The 21,174-nt window shown below is 46.8% G+C and carries 24 protein-coding genes; 5 read left to right on the forward strand and 19 right to left on the reverse strand.

Annotated elements, in window-relative coordinates:
• Positions 1-98 precede the first annotated feature (98 nt).
• The 5 genes from ABIX36_RS01470 to ABIX36_RS01490 all read right to left on the reverse strand — a co-directional run bounded on the left by ABIX36_RS01470 (position 99) and on the right by ABIX36_RS01490 (position 3,887).
• Positions 99-947 carry a ThuA domain-containing protein gene (locus tag ABIX36_RS01470; protein ID WP_348080383.1) on the reverse strand — a complete coding sequence of 283 codons (849 nt, stop codon included), beginning with the start codon at positions 945-947 and terminating at the stop codon, positions 99-101.
• A gap of 14 nt (positions 948-961) precedes the next feature.
• A complete protein-coding gene (locus ABIX36_RS01475; RefSeq protein ID WP_348080384.1) occupies positions 962-1,864 on the reverse strand; it encodes a sugar phosphate isomerase/epimerase in 903 nt (300 codons plus the stop codon).
• A 304-nt stretch (positions 1,865-2,168) separates the two neighbouring features.
• Positions 2,169-2,636: a hypothetical protein gene (locus tag ABIX36_RS01480; RefSeq protein ID WP_348080385.1), complete on the reverse strand. Its 468-nt coding sequence runs from the start codon at positions 2,634-2,636 to the stop codon at positions 2,169-2,171.
• Positions 2,637-2,731: 95 nt separating this feature from the next.
• Entirely contained in the window at positions 2,732-3,115 is a 384-nt protein-coding gene (locus tag ABIX36_RS01485; protein ID WP_128531957.1) for a DUF3037 domain-containing protein, read from the reverse strand.
• Complete coding sequence (locus ABIX36_RS01490; protein ID WP_348080386.1) at positions 3,093-3,887, reverse strand: HipA family kinase; 795 nt, start codon at positions 3,885-3,887, stop codon at positions 3,093-3,095. Before ABIX36_RS01490 ends, ABIX36_RS01485 begins: the two co-directional genes overlap by 23 nt.
• 179 nt (positions 3,888-4,066) lie before the next feature.
• Here ABIX36_RS01490 and ABIX36_RS01495 point away from each other — a divergent pair, with 179 nt between their 5' ends.
• Together ABIX36_RS01495 and ABIX36_RS01500 are read left to right on the forward strand one after the other, a co-directional pair.
• Complete coding sequence (locus tag ABIX36_RS01495; RefSeq protein WP_348080387.1) at positions 4,067-4,627, forward strand: YeeE/YedE thiosulfate transporter family protein; 561 nt, start codon at positions 4,067-4,069, stop codon at positions 4,625-4,627.
• Positions 4,624-5,034, forward strand: a complete 411-nt coding sequence (locus tag ABIX36_RS01500; protein WP_348080388.1) for a DUF6691 family protein — start codon at positions 4,624-4,626, stop codon at positions 5,032-5,034. Before ABIX36_RS01495 ends, ABIX36_RS01500 begins: the two co-directional genes overlap by 4 nt.
• 157 nt (positions 5,035-5,191) lie before the next feature.
• On the opposite strand, the gene ABIX36_RS01505 is transcribed toward ABIX36_RS01500, so the two are convergent.
• The gene (locus tag ABIX36_RS01505; protein WP_348080389.1) at positions 5,192-5,905 is read right to left on the reverse strand and encodes a hypothetical protein; all 714 of its coding nucleotides are present in this window, start codon (positions 5,903-5,905) and stop codon (positions 5,192-5,194) included.
• A 253-nt stretch (positions 5,906-6,158) separates the two neighbouring features.
• On the opposite strand from ABIX36_RS01505, the gene ABIX36_RS01510 reads away from it, so the two are divergent.
• Entirely contained in the window at positions 6,159-6,464 is a 306-nt protein-coding gene (locus ABIX36_RS01510; RefSeq protein ID WP_348080390.1) for a hypothetical protein, read from the forward strand.
• Here ABIX36_RS01510 and ABIX36_RS01515 read toward each other — a convergent pair.
• Positions 6,461-7,705 carry a DUF418 domain-containing protein gene (locus ABIX36_RS01515; RefSeq protein WP_348080391.1) on the reverse strand — a complete coding sequence of 415 codons (1,245 nt, stop codon included), beginning with the start codon at positions 7,703-7,705 and terminating at the stop codon, positions 6,461-6,463. The genes ABIX36_RS01510 and ABIX36_RS01515 overlap by 4 nt on opposite strands.
• Positions 7,706-7,839: 134 nt before the next feature.
• On the opposite strand from ABIX36_RS01515, the gene ABIX36_RS01520 reads away from it, so the two are divergent.
• A complete protein-coding gene (locus tag ABIX36_RS01520; RefSeq protein ID WP_348080392.1) occupies positions 7,840-8,022 on the forward strand; it encodes a hypothetical protein in 183 nt (60 codons plus the stop codon).
• Here ABIX36_RS01520 and ABIX36_RS01525 read toward each other — a convergent pair.
• From ABIX36_RS01525 to ABIX36_RS01560, 8 genes are all read right to left on the reverse strand, one after another.
• Positions 8,019-8,774: a DUF72 domain-containing protein gene (locus ABIX36_RS01525; protein ID WP_348080393.1), complete on the reverse strand. Its 756-nt coding sequence runs from the start codon at positions 8,772-8,774 to the stop codon at positions 8,019-8,021. The genes ABIX36_RS01520 and ABIX36_RS01525 overlap by 4 nt on opposite strands.
• Positions 8,775-8,864: 90 nt before the next feature.
• Positions 8,865-9,314 carry a hypothetical protein gene (locus ABIX36_RS01530; RefSeq protein WP_348080394.1) on the reverse strand — a complete coding sequence of 150 codons (450 nt, stop codon included), beginning with the start codon at positions 9,312-9,314 and terminating at the stop codon, positions 8,865-8,867.
• A gap of 92 nt (positions 9,315-9,406) precedes the next feature.
• A complete protein-coding gene (locus tag ABIX36_RS01535; RefSeq protein WP_348080395.1) occupies positions 9,407-10,642 on the reverse strand; it encodes a sigma-70 family RNA polymerase sigma factor in 1,236 nt (411 codons plus the stop codon).
• 128 nt (positions 10,643-10,770) lie between these two features.
• A complete protein-coding gene (locus tag ABIX36_RS01540; protein WP_348080396.1) occupies positions 10,771-11,124 on the reverse strand; it encodes a YciI family protein in 354 nt (117 codons plus the stop codon).
• A gap of 341 nt (positions 11,125-11,465) precedes the next feature.
• A complete protein-coding gene (locus tag ABIX36_RS01545; protein ID WP_348080397.1) occupies positions 11,466-12,452 on the reverse strand; it encodes an aldo/keto reductase in 987 nt (328 codons plus the stop codon).
• Positions 12,453-12,553: 101 nt separating this feature from the next.
• The gene (locus tag ABIX36_RS01550; protein ID WP_348080398.1) at positions 12,554-12,931 is read right to left on the reverse strand and encodes a transmembrane 220 family protein; all 378 of its coding nucleotides are present in this window, start codon (positions 12,929-12,931) and stop codon (positions 12,554-12,556) included.
• 104 nt (positions 12,932-13,035) lie between these two features.
• The gene (locus ABIX36_RS01555) at positions 13,036-13,614 is read right to left on the reverse strand and encodes a TlpA disulfide reductase family protein (RefSeq protein WP_348080399.1); all 579 of its coding nucleotides are present in this window, start codon (positions 13,612-13,614) and stop codon (positions 13,036-13,038) included.
• A 15-nt stretch (positions 13,615-13,629) separates the two neighbouring features.
• Positions 13,630-14,259, reverse strand: a complete 630-nt coding sequence (locus ABIX36_RS01560; RefSeq protein WP_348080400.1) for a hypothetical protein — start codon at positions 14,257-14,259, stop codon at positions 13,630-13,632.
• Positions 14,260-14,362: 103 nt separating this feature from the next.
• Here ABIX36_RS01560 and ABIX36_RS01565 point away from each other — a divergent pair, with 103 nt between their 5' ends.
• Positions 14,363-15,358 (forward strand): hypothetical protein, encoded by a 996-nt coding sequence (locus ABIX36_RS01565; protein ID WP_348080401.1) that lies wholly within the window; start codon positions 14,363-14,365, stop codon positions 15,356-15,358.
• A gap of 12 nt (positions 15,359-15,370) precedes the next feature.
• Here ABIX36_RS01565 and ABIX36_RS01570 read toward each other — a convergent pair whose 3' ends face one another.
• The 4 genes from ABIX36_RS01570 to ABIX36_RS01585 form a co-directional block, all read right to left on the reverse strand.
• Entirely contained in the window at positions 15,371-16,975 is a 1,605-nt protein-coding gene (locus ABIX36_RS01570; RefSeq protein WP_348080402.1) for an MFS transporter, read from the reverse strand.
• 6 nt (positions 16,976-16,981) lie between these two features.
• Positions 16,982-17,953, reverse strand: a complete 972-nt coding sequence (locus ABIX36_RS01575) for a hypothetical protein (RefSeq protein WP_348080403.1) — start codon at positions 17,951-17,953, stop codon at positions 16,982-16,984.
• Positions 17,954-18,125: 172 nt separating this feature from the next.
• Positions 18,126-19,481, reverse strand: a complete 1,356-nt coding sequence (locus tag ABIX36_RS01580) for an NHL repeat-containing protein (RefSeq protein ID WP_348080404.1) — start codon at positions 19,479-19,481, stop codon at positions 18,126-18,128.
• A gap of 162 nt (positions 19,482-19,643) precedes the next feature.
• Positions 19,644-21,089: a PLP-dependent aminotransferase family protein gene (locus ABIX36_RS01585; protein WP_348080405.1), complete on the reverse strand. Its 1,446-nt coding sequence runs from the start codon at positions 21,087-21,089 to the stop codon at positions 19,644-19,646.
• Positions 21,090-21,174: the final 85 nt, after the last annotated feature.

Consider the following 21,174-nt stretch of genomic DNA (forward strand, 5'->3'; position numbering starts at 1 on the left):
ACCAAGCCTATAAATAAAGAAAAGGCTCTGCATCAATCAATTCCGCGTTTGTTTTAAAAACAACTTAAAATAGTAATGCGCTTCGCCCGCAAGCCATTTTATTTGCCGCCAACCTTTTTTCCGGCGCCCATCCACTCAAGAGCATCCAATATCAGCTTGTCTTCAACGGGGTTGCCAAACGTATGCGAGAGGTCTTTATTGGTTTTACGTTCATAATCAATATCGTTATGTCCCATATTGAAGTAGATCATCTTGTAATTATTGTTCGTCCACACTACAGGGTAGTAGCCACTATGCCAGATCTCGTGCTGCTTTGGGCCCGTGCCTAAGGGAAAACTGCTGGAATCTATCGAAGCCAGTATCCTGATGTCCGGGTTTTTGCGCAAGTCTTTCTCCCAGCGATACCATTCGTTTGGCGAAGCTTTAAAAGTTTCGGGCAGGTTTTGGGTAGCCGGGTGCGTTCTGTCCTCCACCCTTAAAATGGCCGATGTTGGTCGCCAGGTATTGCTGCCATATTGCCCCGAGCCCAAAAACTCGTTGTGGTACCAACTCCAATCTTCATTAAAATCCGACGGGGTAAGCGCGAATGCCGAGAAATGGAAACCCATCCAACCGCCGCCGTTCTTCATATAACTTTCAAAAGCTGCACGCTGCGCGGGGTCCTCTGTACGGGTATCTAAAAAGATAACCACCTTGTATTTAGCGAGGTAAGCCTCGTTCAGATTACTCCAGTTACTGGTAGAATCGTAACCAAAATTATACTTCTCTGCCATCAACGGGAACCATTTGTTGGCTTCATGCACAAAACTGATGTGTGCTTGGTCGTTTTTGGCGGTGTAGAAAGCTATTACGCTAAACCTTGGCTTTTTTTGTGCGTAGCTGTTGCCTGCCATGCAAAGGCACAGCAGAACAATGGCAAACGCTTTAATTTTACATGGAGAGAACATGTGCTGATATCTATTTATACTAATGTTAACAGGTTACTTTTCACGTAACCGGCACTGCGCTGCACGCAGGTAAGGGCATCCGGTATGTAATTGTTGCCTTGTTCAACAAACATGTGCTGTACGCCGGCAATTTTATAATCTTTAAAAATACTTTTAAAATCAATCACGCCGTCGCCCACGGTTGTATGCAGTTCCCTGTCGATTTTATCCATATCCTTAATATGCCATATTGCAAACCTGCCAGGTTGTTTTTTAAACCAATCCAGCGGTTTCAGGGCCGAGGAGTGAGACAGCCAGTAAAGATCCATTTCCAGTTTTACGAGCTTGGGGTCGGTTTCGTTCAGGATAAGATCGTACCCTATTTTACCGTCATGATCTATAAATTCAAAATCGTGGTTGTGGTAAGCAAGTTGCAGCCCGCCTTTTTTGATCTGCTCCCCAATTTTATTGAGTGTGGCCGATAGTCGTTTAAACTCATCCATGGTGCGGTAGGCTGGTGCCAGCCAGGGCCATACTATGTATTGTTGGTTTAGCACGAGGGCGCCGGCAATGCATTCGTCTACATACTTTTCCAGCGCGGCTTCGTTGCCTTTCGCAAAAAACTTATCCAGGTCATAATGCCCGGCCGAAGTGGTAAGGTTACAATCATCTAAGAGCTGTTTGGCTTGCTTAGGCTGTAAGCCCCAGTAAAACTTATTGCTGCCGTAGTTAAAACCATAGGTTTCTACCTCCTGGTAACCAAAGCCCGAAACACGCTTTAAGGTACCGCCGAGGTCTTTTTCCATGGCTTCCCTGATGGTGTAGAGTTGCAGGCCAAGCTTAAATTTTGGTTTCGCGTTAGCAAATAGTGATGATTGTACAGCCAGGGCTGCCGATACCAGGCCGGCCTGCTGCAAAAATTTTCTTCTCGAATTCAATTGGTTTGGTTTTAGGTGTTTACAAATTGAATATAAGCACCGCTATCTACCGACTGATGAGGATCGCTACCGCGGGCTTATACCGAATTATAAAACCAAAGCTATTAAAGTTTAAACGAATTACGCAAGAAAATAAAACATAAATAACTGATAATTAGTTAGTTAATTTAATTTTGATACGCTATGATACCAAACCTAATTTACACAACGCTATTCGTACTCAGCCGGTTATCAAACAAGCGATAAAACGGGAGTTAATAACGATGCGCCTTAACCGCAACCAATTATTTATGGTTAGCGGGCACTATTTTTTTATCTTGATGTAGGTTTCCACTATTTCCTGGTTTATTTTAAGGCTATCTATCTTCTCGATGCCTTTTTGTTCCAGGGTATCACCTTTAAAAACTACTTTAAAATTGAAGGAATGGCCTTCCCATTCGCGGTAGTTACAGTACTGCAGGTTTTCGGTGTAGTTGTCGCCGGTGAGTAAGTAAGTACCCGCGCCAGAATCAAATATTGGTTTGCCGCCCTTTTTCAAATCGTGTTTAAAAAAGGCGAAGTGGTCGCCGTTGATCACTTTGATCATTTCGTCTTCCTGCCCTTTTTCGGGATAGGTAACAGCGGTATCGCCTTTGATAATTTTTACGGCAGAGATCAATTTCCAGGTGCCTTGTATTGGTGCAATCGGCACTTCTGCAACAGCAGTTTCAGCAGCAGGTTGTTTACAGGAGGCCAATGCCAAAAGCGGGATAAACAGGAATTTAATTTTCATTGTTTTGAGAGATTTATAGTGTTTATTTGTGAGGTTCAATTCGGTAGCCTCATCTAAACCCTTTCCAATGGAGAGAATTTGAGAAAGCTTAATAATTATAATACCAGCTGCTTATACAGCCGCCCGATAGTTTCGTCCCCATCAATACAAAAGCCAGGGTGTACTTTGGAAGTTTGCACCACCGTACTGCGTGTAGCGGTTAACCACCTAAAGCGTGATGGCGCATCCAGCAAACCTATCGGCCCTGCATCCTTACCACCGTCGGAAATACGCTGAAATGAGCGCAGATTCTCCTCTACTCCATCTGTATCAATATCCTTAAAAAAAGCCTGCAGGCGTTCCTTGTCTACCTGATACACCATTTTAAGGTACTTGTGTTTGGCGCAATACAGTATCACCCCAACGTTCATAAACTCCTCGCGTTCTACCCTGGGCACCACGCGGATAACGGCATACTCAAATAAGTTGCGATCTTGCATGTTGTGCTTCCTTTAGAAAAATAGCGGAATTTGCTAAGCGTTTGTTTAAAAATTGCGCATATACCTTCCGTTGCTCGTCCTCCGTTTCAAACGACCTGTCCACCAACCATGCGTCCGGGATGATGGATACGATGCCGTTGATCAGCTCCGGTGTTAGTATGGCTTTAAATTCCTCGTCTACTTGTTCCAGATCCGATGCTGCCCTGAGCAGCACATGGTCTTTTATCTGCACAAAGGGGCGCAGGGCCTGCTCCTCCCAGTTATCCATACTATGATGAAAATACAGGGCGGCACCATGGTCTATCAGCCAAAGTTCTTTATGCCACATCAGCATATTGGTGTTGCGGGCGGTACGGTCTACGTTGGTGAGCAGGGCGTCCAACCAAACAATTTTCGAAGCCAGTTTTGGTTCAACAACGGTAACCGTTGGGTCGAAAGTGATGGCGCCCTGTAGGTAATGCAGCGCCAGGTTTAGCCCAACGCTAAATTTCAGCAGATCCTGGATCTCTTCATCGGCCTCGGTACGGCCAAAGGCTTCGTCGAGGTTCACAAAAACCAGTTCCGGCATTTTAAAGCCGAGCGTGCGGGCAATTTCGCCGCCAATCAACTCAGCAATAAGCGCTTTAGGGCCTTGCCCGGCTCCGCGAAATTTGAGAACATATAAAAATCCGTCATCGGCCTCGGCAATGGCCGGCAGCGAGCCACCCTCGCGAAGCGGCGTGACATAGCGGGTAACGTTTACGGTGCGTAATTGTGGCGGCGTGTAATTCATTGGTAATTTAGAAGCACTAAGATAGGAGGAGAAATTCTAAAACCGAAAATCTAAATTCTAAAGGGGATGGAGAGTTAACGCTGCGGCTTTCCGTTACTGAAATACAATCGCCCCATGTCAAGTTGACTCGCCACGGGTATCCCAACTTTTGAGAAATAAAACAAACTATATTTGTACCGATGGAATGGATAAAACAACCCTGGCCCTGGTACGTTGCCGGCCCTTTGATAGGCTTAATTGTGCCTGCCTTGTTGTTACTCGGCAACAAAGCCTTTGGCATCTCTTCGTCGCTGCGGCATATTTGCGCGGCCTGCCTGCCCGCCAATATCTCCTTTTTTAAATACGACTGGCGCAAAGAAAGCTGGAACCTGTTTTTTGTTGCGGGGATAATGCTGGGTGGTTTTATTGCCGTTCACTTCTTGTCCAACCCTGCACCTGTTGCCATTAACCCGGCAACCACGGCCCTACTACAAAAACAAGGCGTGACAGATTTTAGCGGACTGCTGCCACAGGATATTTTCAGCTTCAGCGCTTTGTTTACGCTTCGCGGATTTGTGTTTATCGTTATCGGCGGCTTTTTGGTAGGCTTTGGTACACGGTATGCGGGAGGCTGTACATCGGGGCATGCTATTATGGGCATCTCATCTTTACAATGGCCATCATTGGTGGCAACATGCTGTTTTATGGTAGGCGGCTTTGTAATGGCTTGGTTAATATTACCTTATTTGTTAGCGCTATGAAGAACCTTAAATTTCTTATCCTCGGCCTGCTGTTTGGTATCATCCTGATCAAATCTGAGGTGGTATCGTGGTTTCGGATCCAGGAGATGTTCCGCCTACAGGCGTTTCATATGTATGGCATCATTGGCAGCGCCATTGTGGTAGCTATGCTCTCCATTATGCTGATCAAGCGCTTCAATATTAAAACCATCAGCGGCGAACCCGTTATTATCCCTCAAAAAACTTTCCATTGGGGTAATGTTTATGGTGGCTTAATATTCGGCCTTGGCTGGGCCATCACCGGCGCTTGTCCCGGACCTTTGTTCGCCCAAATAGGCAGCGGCTTTGCAGTGGTAACAATTACTTTATTGAGCGCCATTGCTGGTACGTGGGTGTATGGCTTGCTGCGCGATAAGCTGCCGCATTAAAAAGCATCCAATTGGCCTCACCTAATCCTCTCCAAAGGAGAGGACTTTTGAAAGCCCTTCTCCTTTGGAGAAGGGTTGGGATGAGGCTACAAAAAAAGCGGACGACCATAACTGGTCGTCCGCCCTCTCTTTAAACTATGTATCGGCAATTAATATCTTAGCCTTCTTTTGGCGTGGTTACGCCGTCTCTTTTACCTTTATGGCGCTCCTTCATTTGCGCTTTAAGCTCAATGTAAGTTTTCTGCTGATCGGCGGTTAATACTGCCTGCAGTTGTTTATCTGTATCTTGTTTCAAAGCTTTAAATGCTTCGCGGTTTGCTTTGCGGTCGCCGGGGTTTTTAGCTTTAAGGCTATCTACCTGTGCGGCACGGGCTACAAATATCGCTTTCACTTTGGCCGACTGGTCGTCGCTCAGGTTCAGCTTCTTTTGCAGCATACCTGTCATACGCTCGGCGCGTTGTGCCGGGTTTTTCATACCACCTTTGCGGTTATGCGCCATCATCCCGTGGCCGCCTTTAAACCGCTCTTTTAACTTTGCTTTAAACTCGCTGTAGGTTTTGTTCTGGTCGGCAGTAAACACGGCGGCAAGCTCGCTGTCGGTTTTTTGCAGCTGGGTTTTAAAGGCTTCGCGATTGGCCTTTTTATCGTCCGATTTATTGGCTTTTAAGCTTTCCATTTGCGTAGCCTGGGCCAACATAATGGTTTTCACTTTTGCAGATTGCTCTGCACTTAAGCTTAGCTTTTTCTGCAACATCCCGGTGACGCGTTCTGCACGCTGCTCAGGGGTTTTATGTTGTCTTTCTTTTGTTTGTGCCTGGGCTAATACGCTTAATCCCAGCACCATGGTAACCATCAATAGTATCTTTTTCATGTTTTCTTTTTTTAATTTTTATGTTGTTTGTAAGGATAGACGGCGGTGACTGGGGATGGTTTAACGGGGGGTTAGACACCGGAAGGATTTATACATAAAAGGTATAAAAATGTTACAATGGGACACGAATTTCACGAAAGATGCGAATTGCACGAATTGTTTAACATGGCGCAAATGCCCCGATAAACAGCCGCTTTTACACCCTACAGTTTCGGTAGATTCTTACCAGCTTTGTAATATCAAAAGCTAAATTATGAACATCATAGGCAATAAATTCGAAGTAGATTTCGGTATGGCTAAAGCCATCCTGCATATCGAAAGCGAGAACCGGCTTACCTTCACCATTACCGAAAAGGGTGACGAACAAGTAAACGTGGTAGAAACCGTGCAAACCAAAATGACTGAGTTACGCCCGCAACTTTATTTAATTACCTGGCAGGAAGCAAGCGGAACTACGGTAACCCAAGTACACGATTATGAAAATGAAACCGTCTATTCTAACTGGACATCACCGGGTGGGGAATTTAATAACTTAAAGGGGACGTTGAAAATGGTTTAGTTTACCTTTCGAAACGGTAACCTCTTGCCATACGTTAACTGTCGCCACAACCATTCCATTGGGCCGTAGTTGAAGTGTTTGAACCACCAATTACTGTAGATAACCTGGCCAATGTAAATCGCAAAAGCTATAGGGAAAAATACTGCGGGGCCAATTTTACCGGCCACACCAAACCCAAGCCCATAAAATATAATGATGGACAATATGGTTTGCATCAGGTAATTGGTAAGCGCCATACGGCCAACGGGTGCAAGCAACTGCCATTTATTGCTGCCTTTTGTCCTGATCCAAAACAGGCAGATGGCCGATACATAGGCCAGGCAAAGAGGTACAACACTTATGGCATACAGCACCGAATCCACCAATCCCCAGGCATTGGGGATGTTCTTTTCGTCAAACTCAAACAGAGTCATGGCTATGCTGCCGGGGATACCCACCATAAACCCCCATTTTCGCAGCTTTTTAAACATGCCGGTATAATCTGCAAGGTTGGCGTAGATCATTTTACGCCCGGCATACAGCCCGAATAAAAACATGCCCAGCACTTTGGGGATACGGTTAGTTGTGAGCAGGTACCAAAAGCGATAAGCCCAGGCAGAGGCCTGCCAGTTGCGCCATTCCTTCCACCCCGCGCCGTCTCGGTATAAGTATTGGGAAAGGCTGCTATTGCCGGGTAAGCCGTTACTTTTGTCGATGCTTTGCCCAAGTTGGTTTATAAATTCAAATGGGCGCGCATTCAACAGCACTTTTACAACGTCTATAACAATTGGCGATGCAATAAGGGCGACGCCCAAGATCAGCACGCTTTTGTCGCTGCATTTACGAAACAGGGGGAGCAGGCAGCCAATGAGCGCGTAAAGCAGTAAAATATCGCCCTCCCAAAGTAAAAACAGGTGCGCCGATCCTATCAACAATAATATAAACAGGCGGCGGTAAAATACTTTGAGCGGATTGATGCCTCTTTGCTGGTTACGCACCAGGATGATAGAAAACCCGATACCAAATAACAGGGAAAAAATACTGTAGAATTTCCCGTGGACGAAGGCCATTTCCAATGCGCCTAAAACCCCGTCGGCATAAAAGGTAGGCAGGGCCTCTCGTTCCGCCATGGAAAAAAAGCCGTAACCGGTAAAGCTGAAAACATTATCTAAAAATATGCCGAGGATGGCAAAGCCGCGCAAGGCATCCAGGATACCGGCTCGTTCGGATAAATTTACGGGCAAAGATAGTGATTGACTCATTAGCTGGATTAGGTAAAGCTTTGAAGTCCATCAATATACAACATTTCCACCGTATATAAAAAGCCAATAGCACCGTAAATATAAGCACCATATATCACCGATGTTTGTATCTTTAAGCCAATAAAACAAACCTGATGGGGCTTTTTCTCGCGATAATATTTTATAAAATTGGCTCGAAACGAGTAATAGGCGGTTTCACAAACTTTATGTATTGCCTGTTGATCTGGCCCATCGGGATCTTCATGGTGTTAAACTCCCGCAGGTTGGACGACGAGGAAGCGAACGCCGCATTGCTAAAAGAGTTCAGCAGCAATTAACCCATTGCGGCCACATAGTCGTTCAGCGTAAGCAAATTCTTCAGCGCGTCGCCCATGGTGTTGTTAAAATAGGTGTAAACAGTTTTGCCTTCCTCTTGCCATTCCGTTATGTATCCGGCGTATTCAGATAGGATCTCGTCGCTGTAGCTCCCCCGGTAGCCGCCACCAGGTCCGTGGAACCGCAGATAAACAAAGGGCACGTCCTGCTCCAGCATTGGTGGTGCCGATTTTGGCATATCGTGCAGCACCAGGCCCATTTGATAACCACGCAACAGGCTATAAATATCATCGCGGTACCAAGTATTGCTGCGAAATTCTATCGCTATATGCCAGCCATCGGTATTGGCGTTATAGATGTCCTGCAACAGCATTTGCATCTGTGCACGGCTGGCAACGGTAATACTGGCGGGGAACTGAACCAGCAGACTCCCTTTTTTGGAGCCGGTCTGGCCGATAACCTGCATAAAGCGGATAACATCTACCGGGTTATATACAAGGGCTTTATTGTGGGTAATATTGCGCCAAAGTTTATAGGTGAATTTAAACCTGTCGGGCACGTTTTCTGCCCATTTGCGCACGGTAGCAGCCATGGGTACTTTATAAAAAGAGCTGTTTACCTCTATGCTGTTGAATAGTGAGCCGTAATAGGCGAGCCTGCTTTTGTCCTGATACCCGGGTGGATACGATAGTTTATTAGGTACCGGCAATACCAGCCCGCTGGTGCCAGAATAGTATTTACCCTTATTTTCCATTTAAGATTAATAAGGGCGGCAGCGTTTTGTTTGGAACGGACGCTAATTTCGGAAATTACGCCCGCAGCCTACTCGTAAAATCCGGAGCCATTATATCAACTTTTTACACTTGGCCACCATTTCGGTGCCGTCGTAAATGAGTAGGTCGCCGGCTTTATCTATTTGGTAGTATTCGGATGGGCGTTCAACACTGGTATATTTATCGCCGTCCTTTTTTAATTCAGAGGCCGATGGGGTGATGGGCGGGGTATCGTTCAGTTTCAAATTATTACCTACAAAGGTAATGGCCTGTATATACGTTTTATCGCCCGAGCTGATGAGTTCATAAGCTATCGATTCGCCTTTTTCTGATTTAATAGCTTCATCATGCCATGCCCCGATAAGTGTTCCTGTTTGGCCTGTAGCGGCAGGCACCGTAGCAACGGCTGCAGTGCTATCGGTTTTGGTTTCGGCGGTTTTTGATGCGTTATTACATGCCGAAACAGCAATAAGAGCGGTAACAGCTAATAGTTTACCGGAGCGAATAAAAAAGTGGTTCATGGGCGATGACGTTATGCGCCAAAAGTACAAAATAGCTTTTGAAGGTTTTTAAGCGCTGTGTAATTATTGCCTGCTGTAAATGGCTCAATGGCTCAATGGCTCGCTAAATAATCGATCCGCTCCTGTATCAGTTGCTTATCCGCCTGTGTTTTGGCAAGCTTTAAGGCCTGCTGTAAATTTTCAAGGGCTTTTTGCGGGTCGATACTTTTATAGAGCTCACCCAGCAGAGTAAAGTAATATTGGTTATTGTTAAGCTGCAACTTTTCGGCTTCCATAATAGCAGCCTCGTTGCCGCGAACCTTGGAGAGCGCGTAAGTACGGTTTAGCGCCGCGATGGGAGAATACTCCATCATCAGCAGTTGATTAAATAATTGCAGAATGTTCTCCCATTTTTCGGCGGTATCTTCTTTGATGGTATGCCAGTAAGCGATGCTTGCCTCGAAGTGGTATTTAGATAATTTGTCGCCAGTGGATGCTTTGCGTAAATGCCAAACGCCTTTGCTGATCAATTCCTGGTTCCACAGCGATTCATCCTGGTTGTGGTAAAGCACCATTTCGCCATTGTTGTTCCTGCGCGCGTCAAACCGCGAGGCGTGGAAACACATCAGCGCCAACAGCGCATTTACATCGGGCAGGTTGGTAGGCGGGTATGCTACCAGCATTTGGGTGAGGCGCATAGCCTCCAGGCAAAGATCATTTCGCAAGACCTCATCGCTGCTTTCGGAATAATAGCCCTCGTTAAACAACAAGTACAGGGTGGTGAGCACAGGCTGCAGCCTGCCGGCCACCTCGCTTTCAGGCGGGAACTCCATGGCAACCTTTTCGGTACGCAGCTTTTCTTTGGCGCGGTAAAGGCGCTTGTTAATGGTTTCCTTATTACTTAAAAAGGCCGTGGCAATTTCATCTATGCCAAAACCGCAGAGGATGCGCAGCGCCAGCCCTATTTGCGCTTCGGGCGGGATGGACGGGAGGCAAATGGCAAACAGCATTTGCAGCTGACTATCGGCAATATTTTCGGGAGAAAGATCTATCTCCGGCTCCTGCCCCTCCGGCCTTTCTGCTTGTACAAAAGGCGTTATTTTATTATGAAATACCTCGTTTCGCGCCAGCATATTCTTAGCCTTGTTTTTGGCAACGGTGTACAGCCAGGCGGTAGGGTTTTCGGGCAACCCTTTATAGGGCCAAGTTTCCAGCGCGGATAGGAAGGTCTCGCTTGCAATATCCTCGGCTATATTCACATTCTCCATCCCGAAGCGCTTGCAAAGTACCGCCGTTATTTTGCGGAACTCGGTACGGAAAAGATGAGGGATGATCTCTGGTTGCTGCATAAGGGCCTCACCTAAATCCTCTCCAAAGGAGAGGACTTAAATATGTTGTTTAATATTCTATTTCTTGTAACTCTAAAATCTTAAGAACCCTCTCCCTTGGAGAAAGCAGGGTGAGGCTCCGGAATTCTTTAATGCGTTCCGTCATTCTTTGCGATCCTTCGCACCTCAACGGTGTTGCCTTCGCCTTGCAGTACCGGGCAACCTTTGGCAAATTCAATCGCTTCCTCCAACGATTCTGCCCTTACGGTGATCAAACCGCCTATGGTTTCCTTAATATCGCCGAAGGGGCCGTTGGTTACTACACCATTGTGGCCCACCACGCTTGCGCCATCAAAAGGAAGCCCCGTGCCACCAACAAATTTGTTTTGTGCCGCAATAGTGCCAATCCAATCCATCGTTTGTTTCATCCATACCTGCATTTGCTCGGGCGATGCAATTTTGCTCCCGTCCTCGTGCCTCATAATTAATGCGTACTCGTTCATGATCTTTAATTTTAAATGTTATTTGAATATTTGTTTATACCCCAATAACAAGTGAGTTTTTCCGGATTGGACAGGAGATGGTGAATTAGTTGCGTGGTGAGTGGTTAATTATTGAGTTGTTTGTTCTTGTTCCTTTATTCATGTCTACTTTCGGTTAAACAGCAGTCCTTGCTCCTATGTTTTTCCTCTTTCGTCCAATAATGGCGTTGCCTGCGGCCGGGTCATCCGCTCATACTGCACAGGCCTTAGGCGCGGGGCCGGTATCCGCTACTACCCCTAACGCGAAAAACCGCTATAAATAAATTCGTAAAATTCACCTCATTCGTGAAATTCGTGTTCACTCAATTCTTATCTACAAACTTAAAATACCCCTCGTTATACCTCGCACCGGTATCGGGGAATTTCTTTAACAGGTCTTCTATCGCTTCTAAATTTGGGGCTGATAATTCTACTTCTACGCTGCCAGCGTTCTCCTGCAAATATTTACGCTTTTTGGTGCCAGGGATGGGGATAATATTATCGCCCTGCGCCAGTACCCAGGCAATTGCCAGTTGTGCCGGCGAGCAGCCTATACCTTCGGCAATCCGGGCGAAACCCTGCGCAAGGCTTTGGTTGTTTTCGGCATGGCCCTCCTGGTAACGTGGTAAAGATTTTCTAAAATCGCCGTCTTTCAGGTCAGCCACGTTTAGGGTATTGGTGATTAGGCCGCGCGCAAGCGGACTAAAAGGCACAAAGGAGATTCCCAACTCTTTACAAAGCGGTAGGATCTCCGCCTCCACGTCGCGGGTGAGTAATGAGTATTCGCTTTGCAGTGCAGATATAGGGTGCACCGCATGTGCACGGCGAATGCTGTTCGCCGATGCCTCTGATAAGCCAATGTATTTCACCTTGCCTTCTTTCACCAGTTCGGCCATGGCGCCAACCATTTCTTCCACGGGTACGTTCGGGTCTATGCGGTGGGCATAGTAAAGGTCTATCACATCGGTTTGCAGGCGTTTAAGACTGGCTTCTACCGCGGTTTTCAGGTAAGCGGGCGAACCGTCAAAAGTGCTCAGCTTACCATCCGCCGTGGCCCTGAACCCGAACTTGGTAGCCAGGAATACTTTATCACGGTTGGGTTTTAGCACCTGCGAAATGAGTTTTTCGTTTTGGCCGTTTCCGTAAACATCGGCAGTGTCCCAAAAGTTGATGCCCAGGTCAAGCGCCAGGTTTAATGTGGCTATAGATTCCGCATCGTCGGGTTCGCCGTAGGCATGGCTCATGCCCATGCAGCCCAGCCCGGTTGCCGATAGTTTAATGTCTGTGTTTCCTAAAGCTCTGTATTCCATGGTAGATGATTTTGTTATTATAAAAAAAATCGGTTTGTTCGGTGAGGACACCGAACACGGGCTACTTACTCCCCCATTTTCGGTGTCCTCACCGAAAATATCTAATGCTTTTGCACCCGCTTCATATACGCCCAGTTAATGGCAATCACTACGATCAATATCACCAGGCCAAAAAACTCGCGGCTTTCTTCTATCCAGGGTTTTTCGGCTTTCATGGTTTGCACCATGCTTTCGTGGTGATGCTCGGTTATCCAGTCGATAACGCCGGTTTTATCAAAAAACAGGTAGGCGGCGTATAGGCCGTAAACAATAACGCCAACCAAATATGCTTTAGGGTAGAATTTCTTTTGAGCAGCTAAATAGCAAAGCGCGGCGCTATACAAATAAATAGGCACCCAGATGTAAGGGTCGGGGTCGTTGTATTGCAGGGCCGCGAAAACGATGAATATGAAAACGAATACAAGGTTGAATATCTTCATGATAATTGGTGTTGATTTAAGAGACACGAATTTCATAAATTAAGGCGAATTATCACAAACCTTGTCGATTTATAATAGCCCGGCGGGGATAAGTAATCGCTCTATTATTTTGCAGCGGCCAGCTTCGTCAAAAACTCTTCCACCTCGCCGCTGTCATAATTGGCCATACCGTCGTGTTTAAACACCATTTCCCCGGCCTTATTAAATATAACGGTTGTTGGCAAACTGCCGCTGTAAATGCTTTGCGGCACGTCGCTTACAACCTGGTACAAAGGCAGGTCATAGGCATATTTCGTCATAAACTGCGCGGCAAGATTCAGTTGGCTATCGGCATCTACCATTATAAAAACAATGCTGCTATCGGCCTTAAGTTTTTGGTGTAGGGTATTGATGGATGGCATTTCGGCACGACAGGGAGGGCACCAGGTGGCCCAAAAATTGAGGAAAACAACCTTGCCTTTTAACTGGTTGAGATGAACGGTTTGCCCTGCTGCGTTTTGAAAAGCTATATCGGCAATTACAGGTACGGCTGGTGCCTGTTGCATAACATCCGCCTTAAAAAAACCGATGCTCATGAGTCCCCGCATCAGTAGTGCTTTTGCAGGCGGTACAAAAACAACAACCAACAAGGCAATAATAATTACCCCGTTGATGAGGTTCCCTTTAGTTAACAACTTCCGCATGCTGTATGCTGGTTATTAATAAGGGTTTTTAGAAGTGGTTGTGCCTGCCGGTAAAACAAATAATGCGTTATCTAATTTGGCAGGCTTTATTTCGGTGGCGATGCTTTCAATAGTAAACTGCGGACTATCCACAATGGTTTTCAACGGCACTGCACCGGCTTGGCTTAGCATGGCGTACCAGTTACCAAACTTGTGATTGGCAAATAGACGCGCGTCTATCCCCAGTTTTTTACTGAAGTAATATTTTTGCACGCCCGACTTACAGGTAAGCACCAACTCATCGCATTTGTAGCCCAATACTTCAATTACGTCCTTGTGTAATTCAGAACTCAGCACTTCATCTTTATTTTCAGCCGCATCGTTCCACAGCGCATCTGCGGAGTTGGCCATTTTGGTGTAGAGTTTATTATCGGCAGGCACATACACTTGCCATTGCACCAGTTGACCGTTCAACTCGGCCCGGTAGGCCGCGCCGCTGATGGACCAGGTTTGTGTAGTGCCCATCATATCGGTAAACTGCTGGTCGGTTACCGTGGGCATTTTACTTTTATAGCTGTTTTTGTAAACAATAGTGCCTTCAAAAGTTTGGGCGAATGCCATAACGCAGCAAAGCGCCAGGCATAGGGTGATGAGTGTTTTTTTCATGGTTTGATAGGCCTAAGATAAGGCAGAAACCATAGCCATCCAAAGGCCTACCCTTTATTTAATTAAAACTTATTGTTTGCGCCCCTTTATTTACATTAGCGACATGATACGCGTAACCCCTAATTTACACGGACGCCTTGTTATGGCGTTTGTGGCTATTTTTTTACTTGGTTGCAGCAAACCCGGCTACTGGAAAAACAACGATATAAGCGAGGGCAAGCGCGATGATATGCACGAGCTGAACGACAAAGCCCTTGATCTCATAAAAAAGGGTGATACCGAAGTGCTGGAAAGCTTACTTTCTAAAGAACTAATCGCTGAGAACAGCACCGATGCCCGGGTGAAAAACATAGGCCACGCCCTGGTTACCGATACCTTTAAGCGCATAGATGAATACTATGTGGTAAACAAATACTTAGGCGCGGATACCATTAAATCGCAATTAAAGGATGTAAATGCTTACAGCCTCATTTACCCGGCTGTGACGCAAGAGATGTATTTTATGCATTTCATCCAAGCCAAAAAGGAGGTGCCTAATAAGCAGATAATAACAATAGGCTACGCCAAATATAGCTATGGATGGAAAATAGGCTTTATGGATATGCAGCCTTATGGGTTTAATGGCAAAAACGCCCAGGAGCTCTATAAGACCGCCCAAGAGCAGTACAACAAAGGCCAGTTGATAGATGCTTTAAATAACATGAACCTGGCTATCGTTAGCTTAAGGCCAAGCGAATTATGGGTTTATGATAACGAAGCAGAGGTACACCGCTTTTACAATAAAGTAACCGTTGATGCCGCGAAGGTCTACAAATTCCCTACCCCTGTGGATGACCTGCTCAGCCGGCCATATATCATCAGCATTAATAATAAAACTACACGCGAAGGAAGCTTTCCGCAGATAACTTATGTGACCAAGGTAAAGCTGAAAGATACCGCCGCCATTAAAGCCGAAAACCTGCTGATACGCAAGGCACTTATTAAACTGATGCCGGGGATAGACAAAAACAACCAATATATTTATTACCTGGCCTATAACCAGCAGCCAACCAGCGAAAATTACCTGGAAAGGTATGATATGGTGGATAAGTTGTGGTAGGCGCTCAGAACCCTACGCCGCTTTCCTTTTCTTCACCGCTTTATTCCTGATGAATATTACTGACATCAGCGCGCCCATAAAACCAAGGCCGGCAGAGATCCGCATAATTTTGGCGTAGGCGCTGATGAAACCCTGGTGGTACGCCTGCTCAACGCGCTTTTTATCATTGGCCGATACACTTTCAGGCACTTCGGCATTGCCCAGGTTTTTGCCTGCGGCTATTATCTCCTGCTTTTCTTTTGCCTTTAACGGGATGCCGTTTATTTCGTTTTGCAATGCACCCGTAAAGAATAGCACGGCCAGCGCCCCAAATATCGCGTTAGCAAAAACATTGGCAATGCGGGTGATGGCGTTGTTCACCCCGGATGCAGTGCCCGAAAAGTGATCATCTACCGAACCCATTACCGAAGCGGTAAGCGGTGCCACTGTGAACGACATACCCAGCCCGAAGACGATAACGCCGGGGAGAAAGCTCGTCCAATAATCGCCGGGGCCATTGGTTTGCTTTACAAAAGAGAGGATGAGCAAGCCTGCGCCCGCCATAGCCGGGCCAACAATGAGCAATAACCGAGGGCCATGCTTATCTGCCAGCGCACCGGCAAAGCGGGCGATGGTGATCATCATGATGGTAAAAGGCAAAAAGGTAAGACCCGATTGTAATTGGCTGTAGCCTTGTACCTGCACCAAATTCAGCGACAAAAATAACATACCCGCCCCCAGCCCGGCGTACAGGAAAAATGACAGCAAATTGGCCCCGCTAAAGGTTAGGTTGCTAAACAACTGCAACGGCATCATGGGGTGTTTGCTCTTTTTTTCGATGATGATAAAAGCCACAAGCATTGCTACGCCTATACCTAAGGCGGCATCTACCTGCCAGTTGAACCCGGTGGCTGGGATGCGTAGGAAACCGAACGTAAGCGCAGCCAAACCCAATGCTATAGTGATAGCGCCGGGGAAATCGAGCGGTTGATTGTTGTCCTCATCCCTGCTTTCCTTAACTTTTAGGGCGAGGAAGATGAGCGCGGCCACGCCTATGGGGATATTGATAAAGAATATATACCGCCACAAACCGGCATCGGCCAAAGCACCCCCCAAAATGGGACCGCCCATGGTTACCACTGTAGTAACTGCCGACCACGTACCAATAGCCTTACCTCGTTCCTTTGGGTTGATGGATGAGGAGATGAGCGATAAACTCCCCGGTATCATCAGCGCGCCGCCAACGCCCTGTATAATGCGGAAGATGATGAGAAAAGTTACACCCGGGGCCAGTCCGCAGGCGGCAGAGCCCACTATGAAGATGGCAATGCCTATCATAAAGATCTTTTTACGGCCCAGCCTGTCGCCTAATGAGCCGCCAATGAGGATGAGGGCGGCCAATATCAGCAGGTAGGCGTTCAGGATCCAGAAAAGATCAGCACCGCTGGCATTAAGGCTTTGCTGCAGGGCCGGCAACACTACATTGAGGGCCGTACCATCAATAAAGGCCATTGCCGAGGCCAATATGGTGGAAGCCATTATCCATTTACCTTCGGTACTTTTTAACGCAACAGTAGCCATATGCTTGGTTGGCAGGTGAATATGTAGTACAAAGGTAGGATATAAAGGTTTGCTCACCTTACTTTAACGGAAATCTGTGGAGAGGATTTCTAAAGTATTATTATGCGCGATAGCTATCTGTTTGTTTTCGCGGTTATAAGCTATCTTGGGAAGGCCCTCATTTATGATGCTGGAATTTTGCTCACCTGAAAATACAGAATCATCTTTGTCTACAATTTCGCCGGTTGTAATGTCAATGACTTTTGGATACTTGAATAAGTCCCATGTGTAGCGTTCATTAATAGCAAAGAGATTACCGAACTCTCCATTAACTTTAGATTTTGAGGTAATTCTGTCGGTGCTGAGATTCCAGATCCCTATATGTTTTGTAGGAAAATCTGTCCGATCATCGTCGAAAGATTCATCGGAAGAGCCAATAACAACCAGGGAATCGTTTATAAAGCTCGCGGAATTTATTTCAACAGACACATCTGGGCTTAACATTGGTTTGTCTAATAGTAAGGGGTTGCGCAAACAGTCAGCTACGTTAAAAACCTCAGCAATATCCACCGGATGCCAAACCCATCCTTTAGTCATTAAATAGCGCCCGTCGGGGCTACTTTCCAATCGGGAATGGAATGTATCTGCAGGTTCTCTGCCCGGCACATCGGTAATGAGTTCACCTGTTTCTGCATTTTCAAAATCTATTCGGCAATATTCTTTGGGGCAATGTGCCAGGTAGGTTACTCCGTTAAAAGTTAAAAATACCGCCGGGTATTCGTAAGACTCCGCAAAATAATAAGAGCGATTTATCTCTCTCACTAATTCGCCGTTCTTCAATAATAAGCCCTTAGTTCCTAACCGCTGATATACAAACGTGTACTGGTTATCTGAAGAACTAATTGCGGCATCAGCGCCAAAAGGATAGTACCGCCCAAGGCTTTTAATTTCCCCGGTTGCCAGGTAAAAAACACGTCCGGATATCCAGTCAACCAAATCATCACTCAACCAACAAATGGTATTTAATCGTTCTGCTTGTATCGTTTTTCTTTTCATGGCTTAGCGGTTATAGCGCACTATCAAAAAGCCACCTAACCGGGGTGAATTAAAGTCCCAATATAGCTATTAAAACAGATGATAAAAGGCAGCAACCGTATTTAAAAAATAAGTGGCCTGCCTTTGTACGGGGTAACTTATCATTCAGGCCGCTTAGAGCTCTTCAGGCTACTTAGTTTACCTGGCGAATAAGGTTATTGCCAAAATCGGCTACGTAAATATTGCCGCCCGTGCCTGCGGCTATGCCGGTTGGGTTGTTAAACAAAGCGGCAGTACCCGCGCCATTGGTGGCACCTGTTGTGCCCGATGTGCCGGCCACAACCGTCATTTTATTGCTGGTATCTATTTTTAATATCCGCCCGTTGGCATCGCTTATCCAAAAGTTTCCGCTCACATCAATGGTCAACGCATTTGGGTCGCCCAGCCATGCGGATGCCACAGTACCACCGGTAGGGCTACCCGTAAAAGTGGTTACCAGCATATCCGCGTTTATCTTCCTGATGGCGTGGTTAAGTGGTTCGGTAACATATATATTGCCCGTGGCATCCAGCGCTATGCCGGTTGGCTTGTTGAAATTAGCCAAAATACCCACGCCGTTGGCATAACCCACCGTACGGCTCCCCGCAATGGTAGTTACCACGCCTGCAGGGGTTATTTTACGGATGATGTTGTTGCCATTATCAGCGACGTACACATTGCCTGCTGCATCAACCGCAATGCCTGTCGGGGTATTAAAATACGCGGCGGAGCCTGTACCATCGGTATAACCGGCCTCGCCGTTACCGGCAAAGGTAGTCACAACCCCTGCCGGGGTTATTTTCCTGATAGCGTTGTTACCGCGATCGGCTACATAAACGTTCCCCGTGGCATCTACCGCTAAGGCAGATGGCGAATAGAATTGCGCAACTTCGGCGGTACCATTCACCAAACCTAAATTGCCGTTACCTGCTATGGTGGTAACTTTACCATCGGTGCCTATTTTGCGGATAGCGGAATTAAAAGAATCGGCTACATAAATATTACCTGCCGCGTCGGTGGCAATCCCCATTGGGTTGCCAAATAATGCCGCGGCCCCACTACCATCCAGAAAGCCGCCCGCCACCTCGCCGGCAAAAGTGCTTACCGTTCCGGATGTGCCAGACAGATCTGCCCCGGTGCTAAATTGTATTACATTGCCGTATGCCGTAGCACCCGCGTAGGTAGCATATGCTCTTAAATAATAGGTGGTATTGGGTGTAAGCGCCGTAATATTGCTGCTGAATGAGGAATAAGCTACCGTTTCGGAAGTATTGAGGTCGCTAAGGGTAGGCTGAGGGTGGCTGGTGCTGTAGCAAACACCGTAGGCGGTTGCGCTGCCGCTTGTGATAAATCCGCCGGTTAAAGCCGTAGTACCGGCAGCGTCCACAATAACGGGAGCCGTAACCAGTTCGGGCGGGGTAACGGCTGTATCACTGCTTTTACTGCACGCACTCAGTGCGGCAATTAGTATTACGATAAGGAAATTGCAAAGGGTAGATAGTTTTTTCATTGCGGGGGTAGTGGCTTTTATTATTTGGCGTAAATAAAAGCGATTGCAGTCACCCCGCTGGCTTGGTATCGATAAATCCGGCTTTTGTGTCGATTAAAGAGAGACGATAAGATTTAATGACAGATTTATGAACCCAACTCACACGGCCATACCACAACGGCGCTAACCTGTTCTCTCAGCTACAAGTCGCCCCAAAACCTTAAAACTGTTGTCCACTACCTCATCATAAGGCATCCCGAAACTGATACGGATGAAGTTTGAGAAACGGGCATCGGTGCTAAAGATCTGCCCCGGCGCAATGCTGATGTTGTGCCTCATAGCGGCCTGGTACAATTCAAACGCATTGATGCCTTTATCAAGTTCTATCCACAAAGCATAGCCTCCCTGCGGCCTGCTTATTTTAGTATCCGCCGGAAAATGTTCGGCTATGCCCTGCATGTAGCGCAGGCATTGCGTGTGTAAGGCCCGGCGCAGGTTGCGCATATGCAGATCGTAGCGGCCGGCCTCAAAAAACAAAGCGATAGCCGCCTGGGTGGGCGTGGCCGAGCTGATAGTGTGCATCATTTTAATATTAACAACCTGCTCTTTAAACCTGCCCGGGATACACCAGCCGACCCGGTAACCCGGCGCCAGCGATTTAGATACCGATGAGCACAACATCACCCACCCTTCGGTATCAAAACTTTTGCAGGTATGCGGGCGGGTTTTACCAAAATAGATCTCGCCGTAAATATCATCCTCAATCAGGGGGATCTGCTTTTTTGTGAGCAGCGTAACCAATTGTTGCTTACGTTCATCGGGCATACAACTGCCTACCGGGTTGCTAAAATTGGTTACAAACAGGCAGGCCTTTATTTCCACGTTTTTCATGGCCTGCTCCAGGTATTCAATATCCAACCCGGTTTCGGGGGCCACGGGTATCTCCAGCACTTTCAGGTCGAGGCTGAGCATCACATTAAAAATACCGAAATAGGTAGGGCTTTCAATGGCCACGGTATCGCCGGGTTTGGTAACCGCCCGCAGGCAAAATATGAGTGCTTCCATACAGCCTTGCGTGGTAACAACATCCTCTTCGGTAATATTACCGCCCCAGTTAAAAGCGTTTTTTGCAATTTGTTTGCGCAAAGCGATATTGCCCTGCAGGGTTTCGTAATTGCTGTTTCCGCTTGGGCTTTTGCGGATGGCCTCGATCATGGACCGGTTTAGCTTTGCCAGCGGGATAAGGTTTAATGGCGGTGCCGCCCGCGATAATTTTAAAACACTTTCCCCGGGCATATTCTGGTACACCATGGCTATCATTTCGGTAACGCTCACCTGTCCGGTATTTTTCAGCGGGGGTTTAATATCCGGGGAGTTGCTGAACCTTGCTGATGAGAATTTTACATAGTAGCCCGATTTTGGGCGCGCCTCTATCATGCCCATGTTTTCCAGCTCCACATAAGCCTTATAGGCCGTGCTGATGCTGATACCCTGCTCGCGGCTTAGCGCACGGACAGACAAAAGCTTGTCGCCCGGTTTTAGCAAGCCTTTTTTTACTTGATTCTCAAAACGGGCGGCAATCTTCTCGTACAAAAAGTCGTCATCCGGGGTAGCAATAATCATTTCCATTAGAATCTGTTATGCTCAAAATTAACAAATCTGCATCTGTTTTACCAAACCTGCATCACTTTACTTTGTATCTTAATTAATGTCC

Source organism: Mucilaginibacter sp., from assembly GCF_039925265.1.
Classification (GTDB): Bacteria; Bacteroidota; Bacteroidia; order Sphingobacteriales; family Sphingobacteriaceae; genus Mucilaginibacter.

What these genes read in the sequence shown, in the direction of transcription:
- ABIX36_RS01490 (WP_348080386.1), bottom strand. Translation starts at nt 3,887, where the DNA reads ATGAATTACACGCCGCCACAATTACGCACCGTAAACGTTACCCGCTAT.
- ABIX36_RS01555 (WP_348080399.1), bottom strand. Translation starts at nt 13,614, where the DNA reads ATGCGGAAGTTGTTAACTAAAGGGAACCTCATCAACGGGGTAATTATT.
- ABIX36_RS01505 (WP_348080389.1), bottom strand. Translation starts at nt 5,905, where the DNA reads ATGAAAAAGATACTATTGATGGTTACCATGGTGCTGGGATTAAGCGTA.
- ABIX36_RS01485 (WP_128531957.1), bottom strand. Translation starts at nt 3,115, where the DNA reads ATGCAAGATCGCAACTTATTTGAGTATGCCGTTATCCGCGTGGTGCCC.
- ABIX36_RS01540 (WP_348080396.1), bottom strand. Translation starts at nt 11,124, where the DNA reads ATGAACGAGTACGCATTAATTATGAGGCACGAGGACGGGAGCAAAATT.
- ABIX36_RS01525 (WP_348080393.1), bottom strand. Translation starts at nt 8,774, where the DNA reads ATGGAAAATAAGGGTAAATACTATTCTGGCACCAGCGGGCTGGTATTG.
- ABIX36_RS01495 (WP_348080387.1), top strand. Translation starts at nt 4,067, where the DNA reads ATGGAATGGATAAAACAACCCTGGCCCTGGTACGTTGCCGGCCCTTTG.
- ABIX36_RS01510 (WP_348080390.1), top strand. Translation starts at nt 6,159, where the DNA reads ATGAACATCATAGGCAATAAATTCGAAGTAGATTTCGGTATGGCTAAA.
- ABIX36_RS01575 (WP_348080403.1), bottom strand. Translation starts at nt 17,953, where the DNA reads ATGAAAAGAAAAACGATACAAGCAGAACGATTAAATACCATTTGTTGG.
- ABIX36_RS01520 (WP_348080392.1), top strand. Translation starts at nt 7,840, where the DNA reads ATGGGGCTTTTTCTCGCGATAATATTTTATAAAATTGGCTCGAAACGA.
- ABIX36_RS01500 (WP_348080388.1), top strand. Translation starts at nt 4,624, where the DNA reads ATGAAGAACCTTAAATTTCTTATCCTCGGCCTGCTGTTTGGTATCATC.
- ABIX36_RS01480 (WP_348080385.1), bottom strand. Translation starts at nt 2,636, where the DNA reads ATGAAAATTAAATTCCTGTTTATCCCGCTTTTGGCATTGGCCTCCTGT.
- ABIX36_RS01565 (WP_348080401.1), top strand. Translation starts at nt 14,363, where the DNA reads ATGATACGCGTAACCCCTAATTTACACGGACGCCTTGTTATGGCGTTT.
- ABIX36_RS01515 (WP_348080391.1), bottom strand. Translation starts at nt 7,705, where the DNA reads ATGAGTCAATCACTATCTTTGCCCGTAAATTTATCCGAACGAGCCGGT.
- ABIX36_RS01580 (WP_348080404.1), bottom strand. Translation starts at nt 19,481, where the DNA reads ATGAAAAAACTATCTACCCTTTGCAATTTCCTTATCGTAATACTAATT.
- ABIX36_RS01585 (WP_348080405.1), bottom strand. Translation starts at nt 21,089, where the DNA reads ATGGAAATGATTATTGCTACCCCGGATGACGACTTTTTGTACGAGAAG.
- ABIX36_RS01560 (WP_348080400.1), bottom strand. Translation starts at nt 14,259, where the DNA reads ATGAAAAAAACACTCATCACCCTATGCCTGGCGCTTTGCTGCGTTATG.
- ABIX36_RS01545 (WP_348080397.1), bottom strand. Translation starts at nt 12,452, where the DNA reads ATGGAATACAGAGCTTTAGGAAACACAGACATTAAACTATCGGCAACC.
- ABIX36_RS01530 (WP_348080394.1), bottom strand. Translation starts at nt 9,314, where the DNA reads ATGAACCACTTTTTTATTCGCTCCGGTAAACTATTAGCTGTTACCGCT.
- ABIX36_RS01470 (WP_348080383.1), bottom strand. Translation starts at nt 947, where the DNA reads ATGTTCTCTCCATGTAAAATTAAAGCGTTTGCCATTGTTCTGCTGTGC.
- ABIX36_RS01535 (WP_348080395.1), bottom strand. Translation starts at nt 10,642, where the DNA reads ATGCAGCAACCAGAGATCATCCCTCATCTTTTCCGTACCGAGTTCCGC.
- ABIX36_RS01550 (WP_348080398.1), bottom strand. Translation starts at nt 12,931, where the DNA reads ATGAAGATATTCAACCTTGTATTCGTTTTCATATTCATCGTTTTCGCG.